Below are 14,989 nucleotides of genomic sequence, written 5' to 3' on the forward strand. Positions count from 1 at the left end.
AGCGGATGCGCGATCATTTCATGGATCCCTCGATTGTGCAGGTGGCGGTCTCGCACCTGACCTCGGCGCGCGAGGCGGCGCTGGACGCTGCGGCGCGGATCAGCCTTGCAGAGACCCGCTTCGTGCTGGCCTTCGTGCCCGGTGACATGCCGAAGGACGACGTGGCCAGCGCCTTGGACGAGGCCTTGGCCGGGGTGCCTGTCTTTGGATGTTCGACCGCGGGGCAGATCACGGATCAGGGCTATGAGACCCGGGCGCTTCTGCTGCTGGCCTTTCCCAAGAAGCATTTCCGCTGTTCGTCGGTCCTGCTGGCGCCGCTGGATCCGATTGCGCCCACGGCGCTGGCCACGACCGCGCAGCGCCATGCGCAGGAGTTTCAGCATACGGCAGGCTGGAAACGGCTGGGCCTGATCTTCTCAGACGGGGTGTCGCAGCAGGAGGACGTGCTGGTCTCGACCCTCGAGGCGGTACTGAGCGATCTGCCGATCTTTGGCGGCTCGGCGGGGGATTCCCTGCGGTTCGAGCAGACCTTCGTTCTGCACAAGGGCGTGGCGCATACCAACTCGGCGGTCCTGCTGATGCTGGAGACCGATCTCGAATTTCAGGGCGTGGGCTTTGACCATTTCCTGCCCTCGGGGGCACCTCTGGTCATCACCGGGGCGGATCCGCTGGCCCGCAAGGTGTTTGAGATCAACGGCGCGCCGGCGGCCGAGGAATATGCCCGGCTGGTCGGCTGCAAGCTCGAGGACCTGTCGCCCACGATCTTTGCCGAGAACCCGATGCTGGTGGAGTATCGAGACCGTCACTATGTGCGCGCGATCTCGGATGCGGATGATGATGGGGGGCTGTCCTTCATGGCCGCCATCGATGACGGGTTGATCATGACCCTCGGCAAGGGACAGGAGATCCTGCAAACGCTTGAGACCGGGTTGCGGCGACAGGACCGCCTCGGGGAACAGCCCGACTTCATTCTCGGGTTCGACTGCGTGCTGCGCAAGCTCGAGATCGAGCAGAAACAGCTGGCCCGCGCGGTCTCGGATATCCTGTGTTCTTCCCGGGTGTTCGGGTTCAACACCTATGGCGAGCAGTATTGCGGCGTTCATATGAACCAGACATTCGTGGGGGTCGCCTTTTTCGGGCCGGGGCGGGGCTATGTCATATGAGCATGGTCAACCCCTATGATCCGCCGCAGGTGCAGATCGAGAAACAGGCCCGCATCATCGACGCGCTCGTGCGCCGCGCCAACCGCCAGAGCGAAATCGGGCCCTCGGCCTACCGGGCCTTCCAATCCGCCATCGACCTGCAACAGCAGGTGGCCGCCCAGACCTTGGAGCTCGAGACCGTCCGCTCCGAGCGCGAACGCACCCGCAAGACGCTGGTCGAGGCGCTGTCTTCCATGGGGGAGGGTGTCGCGCTCTTTTCGGATGAGCGGCTCAATATCTGCAACGACCTGTTTCGCGGGCTGCTGCCGGATATCTCGCACAAGATCATCCCGGGCCTGTCCCTGTCCCATTACCTGGAACTGGTCGAGATCAGCGCCCGCGTGGTCTCTACAGACCGCAAGCTGTCGGTCCTGCGCCAGACCCTGAAGGTGCGCCAATCGGCAGGCGCTACCACTGCGTTGGTGGTCGAGCTGGTCGATGACCGCTGGTACCAGCTCAGTATTCAGCAGACCTCGGTCGAGAATACCGTGGTTCTGATGACCGAGATCACCGCCCTTGTCCGCCGCAACCGGATGGAGAAGGAACACCTGATCGACCGGCAGGCCGACTACCTGGCCGCGGTGTTCCAGAATATGGGATCAGGGGTCTGCTCCTTCTCGGCGGAGGGCGAGGTGATCATGCAGAATGGCCGCTTCCGCGAGATCCTGGGCGTGCCGCTGACCCTGTTGCAGCCGGGCACACCGCTGAGCACCCTGCTCGACTTCCTGCGCACCCGGTCGCTGATCTCCGAGGATGCCTGGCTGCGGGTGGATGAATGGCGCGACGAGCTGCGCCGCAAGGGCGCGCTGGTGCGGCGGGTGAACCATGGATCGGACCGGGTGCTCGACGTCCATGCGAATGTGCTGCCCGATGGCGGGTTTCTGGTCGAGCTCAAGGATGTCACGCTCGAGACCCAGACCACGGAGCTGCTGGAGAACCGGGTGATGGCCCGCACCGCCGAGCTGACCCGGGCGAATGAACAGCTCACGGCGCAATACGAGGAAAAGGCCCGGGTCGAGGAAGAGTTGCGCCTGTCCAAGGAGCGGGCCGAGGCAGCGGTCTCGTCCAAGACCCGGTTTCTCGCCGCGGCGAGCCACGACCTGTTGCAGCCGATCAACGCGGCCAAGCTGCTGATCTCGACCCTGCAGGAGGCCACCCGCGAGACCGGGTTTCAGCCCATGGTCAAGCGGCTGAAGGGGGCCTTCTCCTCGGCGGAGAACCTGTTGCACTCGCTGCTCGACATCTCGAGGCTCGAGAGCGCGGATCCGGACGCAGTCTCGGTCATGGCGGTGGATCTCGGCGCATTGATGGAAAGCGTGCGCGACGACCAGTCCCCGCTTGCGGCCCGCAAGGGCGTGCGGCTGACGGTGGTGCCCTGCTCGCTCTTTGTGCGCTCGGATCCGGTCTACCTGATGCGCTCGATCCAGAACCTTGTGGTGAACGCTGTCCAATATACCGAGCCCGGTGGGCGGGTGCTAGTGGGGGCGCGGCGCAGGGGCGATCACGTGGTCGTCGAGGTCTGGGATACGGGGGTCGGCATCGCCGAGAAGGATCAGGCGCGGATTTTCGAGGAATTCACCCGGGGCGATGACGTGCAGCTCGGCTCGGGTGTGGGGCTTGGCCTGTCGATTGTCGACCGGGCCTGCCGCTTGCTGGGCCATGAGCTGTCGGTGCGCTCCAAACCCGGCTGGGGCTCCGTGTTTCGTATGAACATCGCCTTGGCGGATGGGGTGCCGATCCGGCGCGAGGCCCAGAGTGCTCTGGCCGATGAGAGCGGTCACCCGATCGATCACATCGTGATGGTGATCGAGAATGACGAGGATGTGCTCTACGGCACGATCCAGTGGCTGGAGCAATGGGGGGCGAGCGTGCTCGCGGCGCGCTCCACCGAAGAGGCGCTGGCCCATGTGAACGACATGGGCATTCCGCCGGATATCATCCTCGCCGATTACCAGCTCGACGGTCCGGATACGGGCATCATGGCGATCACCGCCATCCGCGAGATCACCGGCAGCGATGTGCCCGCGATCATGATCACCGCCGATCGCAGCGAACTGGTGCGGCGTCTCGGGCTAGAGAATGACCTGACGGTGATGACAAAGCCCGCCGCGCTCAGCCGGTTGCGGCCCCTGATCGATTGGAAGATCCGCCGCCACGCTGCCGCCGTCGCGCATCAGAGGGCACAGGTCGAGACGCAACTACAGACAAAGGTCGGCGGTGACAGGGCATAGCGACGCCCGCACAGTCGGTTCAAGGGGAGGACAAGAATGAAAAAGACAATGTTGAGCCTGGCGGTCGGAGCGGTGTTGAGCGCCTCGGTCGCCGTCGCCGCGCCTCTGGAAGGCGAGAAAACCTACGAGATGCTGTTCCGCAACGGGACCCTGGACACGGTCGCGCGGGATGCCGAGCTGGTCTATAGCCGGACGGTCAGCAACCGCCTCAAACCCGAAGCGGCCGAGCGCGACACGGGCGCCGTCGCCCTCAGCTTTCGCGAGGGGGAGGCGGTGATGGCCATGCTCGAGTTCCGGCAGGATGGCAAGCATCGGTCGCTGGGGACCTTCCCGGCCAGCGTGGGCAATCCGATGATCATGTATTTCTACGAGACCGTCGTGCGCGACATGGCCGAGGCCGCAGGCGGCAGCCCGTTCTACATCCGCAACCGGGTCAAGGAGGCGCTGGTCAAACCCTCGGACATCACCGCCGGAGAGGCCGTGATCGATGGCAAGACCGTCGAGACGCGGACCATTCGGATGATGCCCTTCGAGGGGGATCCGAATGTGGACCGGATGCGCGGTTTCGGAGATCTGGAATTGCGGGTCACCATGTCGGATGCCGTGCCCGGCTGGTATATGAGCCTTGAGGCCGAGGCCGCAGGCGGGGAGGTCTACAGCAACACCCTCGCCTTCGACCGCCTCGACACGGCGCAATGAAGGCGCGCGCCCTGATCGCCGCGGCCAGCGCGGCCCTGATCCCCGCCTTGATTCCGGCGCTGGTCACGGCCGAGAGCGTGGCCGAGCGGCTCAACGACTACCCGACTGCGGCGCGGGCGGATTATGTATTTGCCTGCATGGTCACCAATGGCCAGACCCGCGAGATGCTGGACCGTTGCTCCTGCTCGATTGATGAGATCGCGTCGATCCTGTCTTACGAGGATTATCTCGCCGCAGAGACGGTTCTCTCCATGCGGCGGGTCGGTGGCGAACGGATGTCGTTTTTCCAGAACGCCGCCATGGCCGAGAACATCGTCGCGGATCTGCGCCGGGCCCAGGCCGAGGCTGAGGTGATCTGCTTCTGATCCTGAAGGGTCACGAAAAAGGCCGCCGCCCCGCTAGCGAGGCGGCGGCCTTATCCTTGGCGCGGTATGCGTCTAGCCGGTCACGCTCTTGGCGAGCACGGATTCGAAGCTGTTGCCATCGGTATCCGTCGCCTTGACCGTCAGGGTCTCGGCCCCGTTGTCGTTATAGCCAAAGCGGAAGACCGGGTTCTCGGCAATCGAGATGCCGCCATCCATGGTGAAGAGCAGCTCGTCACCCTGCCAGACCTCCAGATGGTCGATGAAATGGGCGGGGATGAAGAGCTGTGTGATCTGATCCCGCTGCAGGCCGGAATAGTTCGGGTGGCGCACCATGATCTGAGCCTCGCGCCGGGGCGTGGACATCTGGGCGCTGCTGTCGAAGGATTTCAGCTTCATCATGCCCATATTGGCCAGGGCTGCCGCCGCGTCCTTGGTCGCCGGGGCCGAACACCCGCCCGAGGCTTTCACATAGCGGCCCGTCATGTGGAACCCGTCCTCGGTCTCGGCGATGACGCGCACATTGGAATACTGATCCACACGGACCCGCAATTCGAAATCCAGCGCGCCCATGCCGTCGCCAAAGGTGAAGACCCCCGCTACCGGCGCAGGGTTTTCGTCCACGACCACGGTGGCCGCGCGAATCTGCGCGTTCGGGTCGGTCTGCTTCAGTTGGATCGGCACGGTCGCGGCATCATGGGCGCGGTAGGGCGCGTCCACGGACAGGATCCCGTCGGCCGAGGCCAGAGCCACATCGCCCAGCACATCCTCGCGCAGATCCTCCCAAGTGGCGCTCGCGGTCAACGGATTCTGAACAGCGTCTCCCGCCCAGACCGGTCCTGCGGTCAGGGCCGCCAAGGCAGCAGCGCAAATCAGTTTTGGGGCCATAATCTTCTCCTCCCGGGTGAAAACTTGACACTTATGCCATAAAAATACGCAAAATGACACAGGATCCCGGGAGGCGACGGGTTTCACAATCGCGTGTATCCGCCCTGCAGGAGGACAGCCCCCGTGTTTGAAGCCATCGTAACCCTCTGTGTTTCGCTTGAGGCGGGCCCGTGCCGCGACCATCTGCTGCCGGGGTTCGAGGCGGCCAGCCAGGCGGCCTGTCTCCGGCAATTGCAAGACCGCGCGCCCGATCTGGGCATCGCGGGGCTCCTGCCCAGGGGCGCGCCCGAATGTGCGCCGGTGGGTCCGCCGCTCGAGATGACCGAGGTGGCGGCAGGGGTCTTTGTCCATCGCGGGGCGATTGCGGAACCGGACGCAACGAATCGCGGGGATGTCTCGAACCTGGGCTTTGTGGTCGGCGAGACCAGCGTGGCCGTGATCGACAGCGGCACCGCCCGCTGGATGGGCGAGGGGACCTGGCGCGCTGTTCGGGCGGTGACCGACAAACCCGTGAGCCATATCATCCTGACGCATATGCATCCTGACCATGTCTTTGGCGCGTCGGTCTTTGTCGAGGCCGGCGCGCTGGCCGTCGGACATGCGGATCTGCCCCGGGCCCTGATCAACCGGCAGGCAAACTACCTCGAGAGCCTCGGACGGCTCATGGGGGCCGAAGCCTTGCTCGGGACCGAGGTCACGACGCTCGACCAGTTTGTCGAGACCGGGGCCGAGATCGATCTTGGGGGGCGGGTGCTCCGGCTCGAGACCTGGCCGACCTCCCATACGGGGACGGATCTGACCGTGCTGGATCAGGGCACGGGCGTGCTCTTTGCCGGGGATCTGGTTTTTGATCAGCATACGCCCGCGCTCGATGGCAGTCTTCTGGGCTGGCGCGCGGTCATGGCGGAGCTGGCGCAGCGCGAGGTCACCGGGGTGGTGCCGGGTCACGGCGGCCCGCTTCTCGACTGGCCGGTGGGGGCCGCGGACATGCTCCGCTATCTCGCGGTGCTCGAGCGGGACACGCGACAGGCTCTGGATGAGGGCGCCCGGCTCGGCGATGCGGTCGAGGTGATCGCGGCCGAGGAAGAAGACCATTGGCAGCTCTTTGAAGCGTATAATCCGCGCAACGCCACCGTCGCCTTTACCGAGCTGGAATGGGAATAGGCGGACCTACTCGACCACCGCCACGCGCTGCAACATCTGGGCAATTCCGAAGAGCCGCCGTTCCAGCAGGGTGGGGGTCTCGCACAGATAGGCGATGTTGCGCTGGCGGTCCGTATAGATGATCTGGTCCCAGTCGATCTTCTCTTCCAGGGCGTCCACCGCGTCGAAATCCGGCGCATCTTTGGCCATCTGCACGTCCATGGCGACGCGGTTTGCGTCGATTTGCTCGGCCAACGCGATCTGGCTTAGCGAGAAGTCCCCGATACCGTTGATGATCCGGCTGCGGCGCTTGGACAGGGTGTCGAACACCGTGTAGAACGCCAGCCCCAGCGCCTCGGGATCCCCGGCATAGGTCTCGGCAAAGGCTGCGACGCGAGGCTCCAGCTCTTCGAGGGGGACCCGGCGCAGGGACAGGTATCCGGCCAGCTCGCGCACATCTCGGTCGCGGGCCTCGTCCGGGGCCACCGCAGCAGGATCCAGAGGAAAGGCCCACATCAACCCCGGGGACAGTGTTTCGACTTTCCGTTGGACGCATGGCCATGTGGGATCCGAGTAATCCGCCGCCAATGCGGGCAGGGACGGGGCCAGAAGTGCGAGGGAAAGCGCCAGAGGTCTGAACATGGGACATCCTTTCTCAGGTGTCCCCGCAGTATGACCAACCGGCTTTCGCGTGTCCAATCTTCCGAATACCCACCATTGTCTTAATTGATGGATTGAACCTCGCCCGCCCATAGTCATCCTACGACCATGGTGGCATGCGTCACCCTGGTCAGTGGGAGGACAATTTATGAGAACACGCGCTGCGGTGGCTGTGGCCGCTGGGAAGCCTTTGGAAATCATGGAGGTGAACCTCGAAGGCCCGAAGGCCGGCGAGGTCCTCGTCGAGGTCAAGGCAACCGGCCTGTGTCACACCGATGAGTTTACCCGGTCCGGTGATGACCCCGAGGGGATTTTCCCCGCCATCCTCGGCCATGAAGGCGCAGGCGTCGTGATCGAGATCGGTGAAGGCGTGACATCGCTTGAGGTCGGGGATCACGTGATCCCGCTCTACACCCCGGAATGCCGGGAATGCGAATACTGCCTCAACCCCAAGACGAACCTCTGTCAGAAGGTGCGGGCGACGCAGGGCCAGGGCCTCTTGCCCGATGGCTCGACCCGGTTCTCGATGCTCGATGGCACGCCGATCCACCACTATATGGGCTGCTCGACCTTCGCGAACCATACCGTGGTCCCCGAGATCGCGCTGGCCAAGGTCCGCAAGGACGCGCCCTTTGACAAGATCTGCTATATCGGCTGCGGCGTGACCACGGGGATCGGCGCGGTGATCAACACCGCCAAGGTCGAGATCGGCTCGCGCGGGATCGTCTTTGGCCTCGGCGGCATCGGCCTCAACGTGATCCAGGGCCTGCGTCTGGCGGGTGCGGACCAGATCGTCGGCGTTGACCTGAACGATGGCAAGGTCGAGATGGCCACCCATTTCGGCATGACCGATTTCGTGAACCCCTCCAAGATCGAAGGCGATCTGGTGGCGCATCTGGTCGAGCTGACCGGGGGCGGCGCGGATTACACCTTCGACGCGACGGGCAATGTGGGCGTGATGCGCACGGCGCTCGAAGCGGCCCACAAGGGCTGGGGCGAGAGCGTGATCATCGGCGTGGCGCCTGCGGGGGCCGAAATCTCCACCCGTCCGTTCCAGCTGGTGACGGGTCGGGTCTGGCGCGGCACGGCCTTTGGCGGTGCCTCCGGACGGACGGATGTGCCGAAGATCGTCGACTGGTACATGGACGGCAAGATCGAGATCGATCCGATGATCACCCACAAGCTGACCCTGGACGAGATCAATCACGGCTTCGACCTGATGCACAAAGGTGAATCCATCCGCGCCGTCGTGGAGTTCTGAGGCGTGGTCGATCTGGTTTCAGAAAACCGGAGCTTCGGCGGGACCCAGAAGGTCTTTACCCATGCCTCGACCACCTGTGGCTGCGACATGACTTTCGCAGCCTACCTGCCGCCGCAGGTGGCGGATGGGCCGGTGCCGGTGCTGTGGTATCTGTCCGGGCTGACCTGTACCCATGAGAACGCCATGGTCAAAGGCGGCTTTCAGGTACACGCGGCCAAGCATGGCGTCGCAGTGGTCTTTCCCGACACCTCGCCCCGGGGCGAGGGGGTGGCGGATGACGATGCCTATGATCTGGGGCAGGGGGCGGGGTTCTATGTGAATGCCACCCGCGATCCGTGGAAGCCGCATTTCCAGATGTATGACTACATCCTGCAGGAGTTGCGCGGGCTCGTGGTCGAAACCCTGCCCGTGCAGGATCGCCACGGCATCACCGGCCATTCCATGGGCGGGCATGGCGCGATCACCATGGCGCTGCGCAATCCGGACATGTTCACCTCGCTCTCGGCATTCGCGCCGATTGCCCACCCGACCCAATCCGATTGGGGCCGCAAGCAGCTCAGCGCTTATCTCGGCAATGACGAGGCAGCCTGGTCCGAGCATGATTCCACGATCCTGCTCAAGGAGCATGGCTGGAAGGGTGACCTGCTGGTGGATCAGGGGGCGTCGGACCAATTCCTCGACCTGCTCAAGCCCGAGGCCCTGGCCGAGGCGTTGACCGCCCGGCGCCAGCCCGGTCAGGTTCGCATGCAGGCGGGCTATGACCATTCCTATTTTTTCGTGAACACCTTTGCGGGCGACCATGTTGAATGGCACGCCGCGCGCCTGAACTGACATAACGGAAAGGGAGATTATGATCCGGACCCTCCTCGCAGCGACCTGTCTTTTGACGATGCCCATGGCCGCGCTGGCCGATGGTCACATCGCCGGAGACGCGGCAGCAGGCGAAAAAGTGTTCCGCAAATGCAAGGCCTGCCACCAGGTGGGGGCCGATGCCAAGAACCGCGCGGGACCCGTGCTCAACGGCGTGGTCGATCGCGCAGTCGGTTCGATTGAAGGCTTCAAATACTCGGACGCGCTGGCCGGCCTGAATGCCGACGGCACCGTCTGGAGTGTTGAAAACCTCGAGGCGTTTCTCACCAAACCCAAGGATTATGCAAAAGGCACGAAGATGGCCTTTGCGGGTCTGCGGAAGGAAGAGGACCGCCAAAACGTGATTGCCTATCTCGCCTCCTTCGGGGCGGACGGGATGTAAGGCAAGACTTTCTGCGGGGTCGAGGAGGAACGTGGCCCCGAAGAAATGAACGACAAGATGCTCGGCCCAAATCGGGGGCGACCATCACTCTTGCGGTGTTTCCACCGCTTTTCTGGGAGGAATATTGATGAGAAAGCTTTCGCTTCTAACATCAGGTATAGCCCTTTGTGCCGCCTCGGTTGCGTATGCAAATGACGACCTGATCGCCCAAATGGACAATTCGGAACAATGGGCGATCCAGACCGGCGACTACAAGAACCAGCGCTATTCCGAGCTTGACCAAATCAATGCTGACAATGTGGGCGACCTGCAGGTGGCCTGGACATTCTCGACCGGTGTGCTGCGGGGCCATGAGGGCTCGCCGCTGGTGATCGGCAACACGATGTATGTCCATACACCGTTCCCGAACATCGTCTATGCGCTCGATCTGGCCAATGAAGGCAAGATCATCTGGAAGTACGAGCCCAAGCAGGATCCGGACGTGATCCCGGTGATGTGCTGCGACACGGTGAACCGTGGTGTGGCCTATGCGGATGGCAAGATCTTCCTGCACCAGGCGGACACCAAGGTCGTCGCACTCGACGCCAACACAGGTGACGTGCTCTGGGAAGCGCAGAATGGCGACCCCGCCATTGGCGAGACCAACACCGCAACGGTTCTGCCCGTGAAAGACAAGGTCATCGTCGGCATCTCGGGCGGTGAGTTCGGTGTGCGTGGGCACGTGACGGCCTACAACATGGAAACCGGCGAGCAGGAATGGCGCGCCTATTCCATGGGACCGGACAGCGATATCCTTGTTGATCCGGAAAAGACCACGCATCTGGGCAAGCCTGTTGGCGTCGATTCCGGTACGAACACCTGGGAAGGTGATCAGTGGATGATCGGCGGCGGCACCACCTGGGGCTGGTATTCCGCGGATATGGACGAGAACCTGTTCTACTACGGAACCGGTAACCCCTCGACCTGGAACCCGGCGCAGCGCCCGGGCGACAATCGTTGGTCCATGACCGTCATGGCGCGGGACATCGACACCGGTGAAGCCAAGTGGTTCTACCAGATGACCCCGCATGACGAGTGGGATTATGACGGCGTCAATGAAATGATCCTTACGGAGCAGGAAATTGATGGCGAGGAGCGCAAGCTTCTGACCCACTTCGACCGCAACGGTCTGGCCTACACCATGGATCGCGTCTCTGGTGAGCTGCTCGTCGCCGAGAAGTTCGATCCGGTTGTGAACTGGACCACGGGTGTCGACATGGACCCCGAGTCCGAGACCTATGGTCGTCCGGCGGTTGTGGCCCAGTACTCGACCGAGCAGAACGGCGAAGACGTGAACTCCACCGGCATCTGCCCGGCGGCTCTTGGCACCAAGGACCAGCAGCCTGCGTCCTACTCGCCCAAGACCGAGATGTTCTACGTCCCGACCAACCACGTCTGCATGGACTATGAGCCGTTCCGCGTGTCCTACACCGCTGGTCAGCCCTATGTGGGTGCGACCCTCGCGATGTATCCGGCGCCGGACAGCCATGGCGGTATGGGCAACTTCATCGCCTGGGATAACATCAATGGCGAGATCAAGTGGTCCATCCCCGAGAAGTTCTCGGTGTGGTCCGGTGCTCTGGCCACTGCGGGTGACGTGGTGTTCTACGGCACGCTCGAAGGTCACTTGAAGGCGGTGCACGCGGATACGGGCGAGGAGCTCTATCGCTTCAAGACCCCGTCCGGCATCATCGGCAACGTGATGACCTATGAGCATGACGGTCGGCAGTATATCGGCATCCTGTCGGGTGTTGGTGGCTGGGCCGGGATCGGCCTTGCGGCTGGCCTGACCAACCCCAATGACGGTCTGGGCGCTGTTGGCGGCTATGCCGCGCTGAGCGACTACACCGCTCTGGGTGGTCAGCTGACCGTGTTCGCCCTGCCGAACTAAGCCCGGTTCGTGAAGAGACTGGGGTTGGCGCGTCCCGCGATGCGCCAACCCCGTGGTCCAACCCCTAGCTATTGAAAGGCCAGCAGAATGATGCGCTCCGCAGCCCCCCTCGCGATCGCCGCAGCCGTCGCGGCCGCCTTGACCGCAACCGTTGTTTACGCGGCAAACTGGTCCGATCAGGACGTCGATCCGGCGGGTGAGTACCCGGAAATTCCGGTCTCCTATACCGAGGATGGACGGTATTTCACCGAAGAAGACATCCCGACCTACAACATCGCCGAGGACGGTACCGTTGACTGGCTGACCTTTAACGGGTTCCGCCGCTATCACGCCGAGTGCCATGTCTGCCACGGCCCCGACGGAGAGGGGTCGAGCTACGCCCCCAAGATCAAGAATTCCGCCATCAATATGGGCTATTACGACTTCTTCGACGTGGTCGTGAATGGCCGTCAGGTCGGCAATTCGGTCATGCCCCATTTCGGCGACAACAAGAACGTCATGTGCTACCTCGATGACATCTATGTCTATCTCAAGGCCCGTGCCGTGGATGCCGTCCCGCGTGGCCGCCCCGCCAAGAAGGAAGCCAAGAGCGACCTGATCCGCGAGGAAGAGAATGGCTGCATGGGCTAAGACGCTTGGCACCCTGGCCGCGACCCTGGTGATCTGGGTCGCGCTGGCCGATGGTGCAGAGGCGCAGACCTCGGATCTGGTCTCGACCAATGCTCTGCGGGTCTGTGCGGATCCGGCAAACCTGCCCATGTCCGCCAAGACCGAGGACGGGTTCGAGAACACGCTGGCCGAGCTCATCGGCTCCAAGCTCGAGCTGCCGGTGCAATACACGTGGTATCCCATGGCCACGGGGTTCATCCGCAACACGCTCAAGGCCAAGCAATGCGATCTGGTGATCGGCTATGCTCAGGGTCATGAACTGGTTTTGAACACCAACCATTACTTCACCTCGGTCTATTCCCTGATCGTGCCGGCTGGTGGGGACCTTGCGGGCGTGACCTCGCTGCAGGATCCGGCCCTCAAGGGGCGGCGGATCGGGATCATCGCAGGCACACCGCCCTCGGCCCATCTGGCGCGCAACGGGTTAGTGGGCAAGGCCAAGGCCTATAACCTCGTGGTGGATCGCCGCCATGAAAGCCCGGCGGCGGATATGCTTAACGATCTGGAGGCGGGCGATATCGACGCCGCGATCCTCTGGGGGCCCATCGGCGGCCCGTTGGTCAAGCAGAACCACCCGGATCTCAAGCTCATCCCGCTTGTGAGCGAGACGCTCCCCCCGCGGCTGTTCTTTCGGATCACCATGGGTGTGCGGCAAGGCGAGAAGGTCTGGCAGCGCAAGCTCAACTCTCTGATCCGCCGCCATCAGGATGAGATCAACGCCGTGCTCTTTGACGCGGGCGTGCCATTGGTGACGGATCTGGGCAAAGACGTGATCGAGCCACCGCAATGATCCGGGCGCTCGCCCTTCTGCTGTGGTTGCCGCTGGTGGCCACTGCGCAGACGGTGCCTGAGCCAGACGACTACCGGATGGATCATTATCGCGCGCCGGTGCCCGCAACCTTGCGCGGGGCGACGGTGATCGGGCCCGAGGCCGCCCATGCCCTGTGGAAATCGGGGGAGGCGGTCTTTATAGATGTCATGCCCCAGGCCCCGAAACCAGCGAACCTGCCCGAGGGCACGATCTGGCGCGACAAGCCGCGCAACTCGATCCCCGGCGCCCTGTGGCTGCCCAATGTGGGCTACGGCGCCGTGGCCGAGATCACGGCCGCCTATTTTCGCGACGGCCTCGCCCGGGCCACGGGCGGGGACAAGAGCCATCCGGTGGTGATCTTCTGTCTCGAGGATTGCTGGATGAGCTGGAACGCGGGAAAACGCGCCATCGAATGGGGTTACACAGCGGTCCACTGGCTCCCCGAAGGCAGCGATGGCTGGATGCTCTGGGACTACCCGCTGGAGCGGATCAAACCCGAAGAACCACAGCCTCAGGCCAACTGACCCGGCCCCTCCCCTCAAAAAGACGCGCCTCACCCTGCCGTCAGGTGTTACGCTGGTTCGAGGAGACACATTGTGAGATTCGTCCGGATCGGCCTGCGCGCCGGGGCCGGATGAAGGGGGGAGACTTTTGAACGAACTGAAAATTTTCAGCGCCCTTGGGGCCGTCATCTTTGTTTTGCTGCTTGGGGCCATGTGGCGCGGCCTGTTTGGGCAGGAGGATCCGCAGGCCATGATGGCCGAGCAGATCGCACCGGTGAGCGCCTCTGTCGCGGATCTCGATGGCCGTCTTGCAACCGCGCAGGCGCAATTCGACGAGCAGCTCGCCACGCTGCAGGGGGTCATGGACAGCAAGCTTGCCGATCTGCAAGAGAGCATGGATGGCAAACTGGCCGGTGTTCAGGCTGCGCTTGATACCCTGTCGGCTCAGGCCGCAGAGGGTCTAGCCGAGGATGATCTCGCCGCGCTCCGCACCCGGCTCGAAGAACTGGCCATGCAATCGGGCGAGCTGAGTGCGATGGTCGCTGCCCTGGGCTCTGCCCCGGCCGAAACGCCGCCTGCCGACCCAGAGCCGGAGGTCTCCCAAGCCGCAGCACCCGCCCCGGAGCCAGCCGCCGACGAAGGCGAACCAGGGTTGATGCCGGGACAGACAGCGCTCTTTGACGAGGGGTCCGTGCGGGTCTTTATCTCCCGTCTGGATCCGGGGTCGGAGAGCCTGCGCGCCTCGATCAACGGCGAACGCAAAACCTTGCGCGCCGGCATCGGTCGGACAGTTGCAGCCGCCAATGGCCATTGCCGCATCACCCTGGACGGGGTGTCCGGAAATGGTGCGCTGGTCTCGGCGCTCTGCGGCGATGACCTGCCCGCCGCCGAAGGCATCAGTGCGGGCGAAACGGCGATGCTCAACGAGGGCAGTCTGCGGGTCTTTGCCTCGCGTGTGACCGAGGATGCGGCCCGGCTTTCGGCCAATGGCACGGATCTGGTGCTCGATGCCGGGGATCGCGCTACGGTGATGGTGGGCGAAGAGAGCTGCCGCCTGACCCTCGCGCAGGTGGATCGCGGCCATGCACAGGTCGGGGCGGACTGCACCGACGCGGTTTGGCAGTCCGATGAGCTCGTTGCGGGCGAGGCCGCCATTCTGGGTGACGGCGCAGCACGGGTCTTCGTCTCGTTCGTGCAGCCCGACGGCGCGGCGCGGATCGCGGTGAACGGGCTTGCCCTGAGCACCGCGCGCGGCGGCGAGACGCGGGAGATGGCCGATAACTGTGATCTGACCGTGGCCGATGTGAGCCGCAGCGCGGCGCGGTTCAACTTCGCCTGCTACAACTGATCACCGCAGGTCGCCGGGTCTGTCCCGGCG

Annotated in this window: 15 protein-coding genes; 13 read left to right on the top strand and 2 right to left on the bottom strand. The window is 63.7% G+C overall.

Going from position 1 to position 14,989, the window contains the following annotated elements:
- Positions 1-5: 5 nt before the first annotated feature.
- The 4 genes from ACP15I_RS20550 to ACP15I_RS20565 are packed head-to-tail and all read left to right on the top strand — an operon-like array spanning position 6 to position 4,497.
- A complete protein-coding gene (locus ACP15I_RS20550) occupies positions 6-1,163 on the top strand; it encodes an FIST N-terminal domain-containing protein (RefSeq protein WP_424968621.1) in 1,158 nt (385 codons plus the stop codon).
- On the top strand, positions 1,160-3,433 hold the full coding sequence (locus ACP15I_RS20555) for a PAS-domain containing protein (RefSeq protein ID WP_424976478.1): 2,274 nt from the start codon (positions 1,160-1,162) through the stop codon (positions 3,431-3,433). The genes ACP15I_RS20550 and ACP15I_RS20555 overlap by 4 nt, the downstream gene beginning before the upstream one ends.
- A 36-nt stretch (positions 3,434-3,469) precedes the next feature.
- Positions 3,470-4,132 (top strand): hypothetical protein, encoded by a 663-nt coding sequence (locus tag ACP15I_RS20560; RefSeq protein WP_424976479.1) that lies wholly within the window; start codon positions 3,470-3,472, stop codon positions 4,130-4,132.
- A complete protein-coding gene (locus ACP15I_RS20565; protein WP_424976480.1) occupies positions 4,129-4,497 on the top strand; it encodes a hypothetical protein in 369 nt (122 codons plus the stop codon). The genes ACP15I_RS20560 and ACP15I_RS20565 overlap by 4 nt, the downstream gene beginning before the upstream one ends.
- Before the next feature lie 72 nt (positions 4,498-4,569).
- Here ACP15I_RS20565 and ACP15I_RS20570 read toward each other — a convergent pair whose 3' ends face one another.
- Positions 4,570-5,382, bottom strand: a complete 813-nt coding sequence (locus ACP15I_RS20570; RefSeq protein ID WP_424976481.1) for a quinoprotein dehydrogenase-associated SoxYZ-like carrier — start codon at positions 5,380-5,382, stop codon at positions 4,570-4,572.
- Positions 5,383-5,505: 123 nt separating this feature from the next.
- Between ACP15I_RS20570 and ACP15I_RS20575 the strand changes: the two genes are divergently transcribed.
- Positions 5,506-6,546 (top strand): quinoprotein relay system zinc metallohydrolase 2, encoded by a 1,041-nt coding sequence (locus tag ACP15I_RS20575; protein WP_424976482.1) that lies wholly within the window; start codon positions 5,506-5,508, stop codon positions 6,544-6,546.
- Between the two features lie 6 nt (positions 6,547-6,552).
- Here the strand turns inward: ACP15I_RS20575 and ACP15I_RS20580 are convergent, their stop codons facing one another.
- On the bottom strand, positions 6,553-7,167 hold the full coding sequence (locus tag ACP15I_RS20580; protein WP_424976483.1) for a hypothetical protein: 615 nt from the start codon (positions 7,165-7,167) through the stop codon (positions 6,553-6,555).
- Between the two features lie 166 nt (positions 7,168-7,333).
- Here ACP15I_RS20580 and ACP15I_RS20585 point away from each other — a divergent pair, with 166 nt between their 5' ends.
- The 8 genes from ACP15I_RS20585 (at position 7,334) to ACP15I_RS20620 (ending at position 14,959) form a co-directional block, all read left to right on the top strand.
- Entirely contained in the window at positions 7,334-8,446 is a 1,113-nt protein-coding gene (locus ACP15I_RS20585) for an S-(hydroxymethyl)glutathione dehydrogenase/class III alcohol dehydrogenase (protein ID WP_424976484.1), read from the top strand.
- A 3-nt stretch (positions 8,447-8,449) separates the two neighbouring features.
- Positions 8,450-9,277, top strand: coding sequence for an S-formylglutathione hydrolase (gene fghA, locus ACP15I_RS20590; RefSeq protein WP_424976485.1), 828 nt, complete (start codon positions 8,450-8,452; stop codon positions 9,275-9,277).
- A gap of 19 nt (positions 9,278-9,296) precedes the next feature.
- On the top strand, positions 9,297-9,698 hold the full coding sequence (locus tag ACP15I_RS20595; protein ID WP_424976487.1) for a c-type cytochrome: 402 nt from the start codon (positions 9,297-9,299) through the stop codon (positions 9,696-9,698).
- A gap of 127 nt (positions 9,699-9,825) precedes the next feature.
- Positions 9,826-11,628 carry a methanol/ethanol family PQQ-dependent dehydrogenase gene (locus ACP15I_RS20600; protein WP_424968611.1) on the top strand — a complete coding sequence of 601 codons (1,803 nt, stop codon included), beginning with the start codon at positions 9,826-9,828 and terminating at the stop codon, positions 11,626-11,628.
- Positions 11,629-11,715: 87 nt separating this feature from the next.
- Complete coding sequence (locus ACP15I_RS20605) at positions 11,716-12,258, top strand: c-type cytochrome, methanol metabolism-related (RefSeq protein WP_424976488.1); 543 nt, start codon at positions 11,716-11,718, stop codon at positions 12,256-12,258.
- Positions 12,242-13,087: a substrate-binding domain-containing protein gene (locus ACP15I_RS20610; RefSeq protein ID WP_424976489.1), complete on the top strand. Its 846-nt coding sequence runs from the start codon at positions 12,242-12,244 to the stop codon at positions 13,085-13,087. Before ACP15I_RS20605 ends, ACP15I_RS20610 begins: the two co-directional genes overlap by 17 nt.
- Positions 13,084-13,632 carry a PQQ-dependent catabolism-associated CXXCW motif protein gene (locus tag ACP15I_RS20615; protein ID WP_424976490.1) on the top strand — a complete coding sequence of 183 codons (549 nt, stop codon included), beginning with the start codon at positions 13,084-13,086 and terminating at the stop codon, positions 13,630-13,632. Before ACP15I_RS20610 ends, ACP15I_RS20615 begins: the two co-directional genes overlap by 4 nt.
- A 127-nt stretch (positions 13,633-13,759) precedes the next feature.
- The gene (locus tag ACP15I_RS20620) at positions 13,760-14,959 is read left to right on the top strand and encodes a hypothetical protein (protein ID WP_424976491.1); all 1,200 of its coding nucleotides are present in this window, start codon (positions 13,760-13,762) and stop codon (positions 14,957-14,959) included.
- Positions 14,960-14,989 lie beyond the last annotated feature (30 nt).

It is taken from the genome of Dinoroseobacter sp. S124A, assembly GCF_049801015.1.
Classification (GTDB): Bacteria; Pseudomonadota; Alphaproteobacteria; order Rhodobacterales; family Rhodobacteraceae; genus Dinoroseobacter.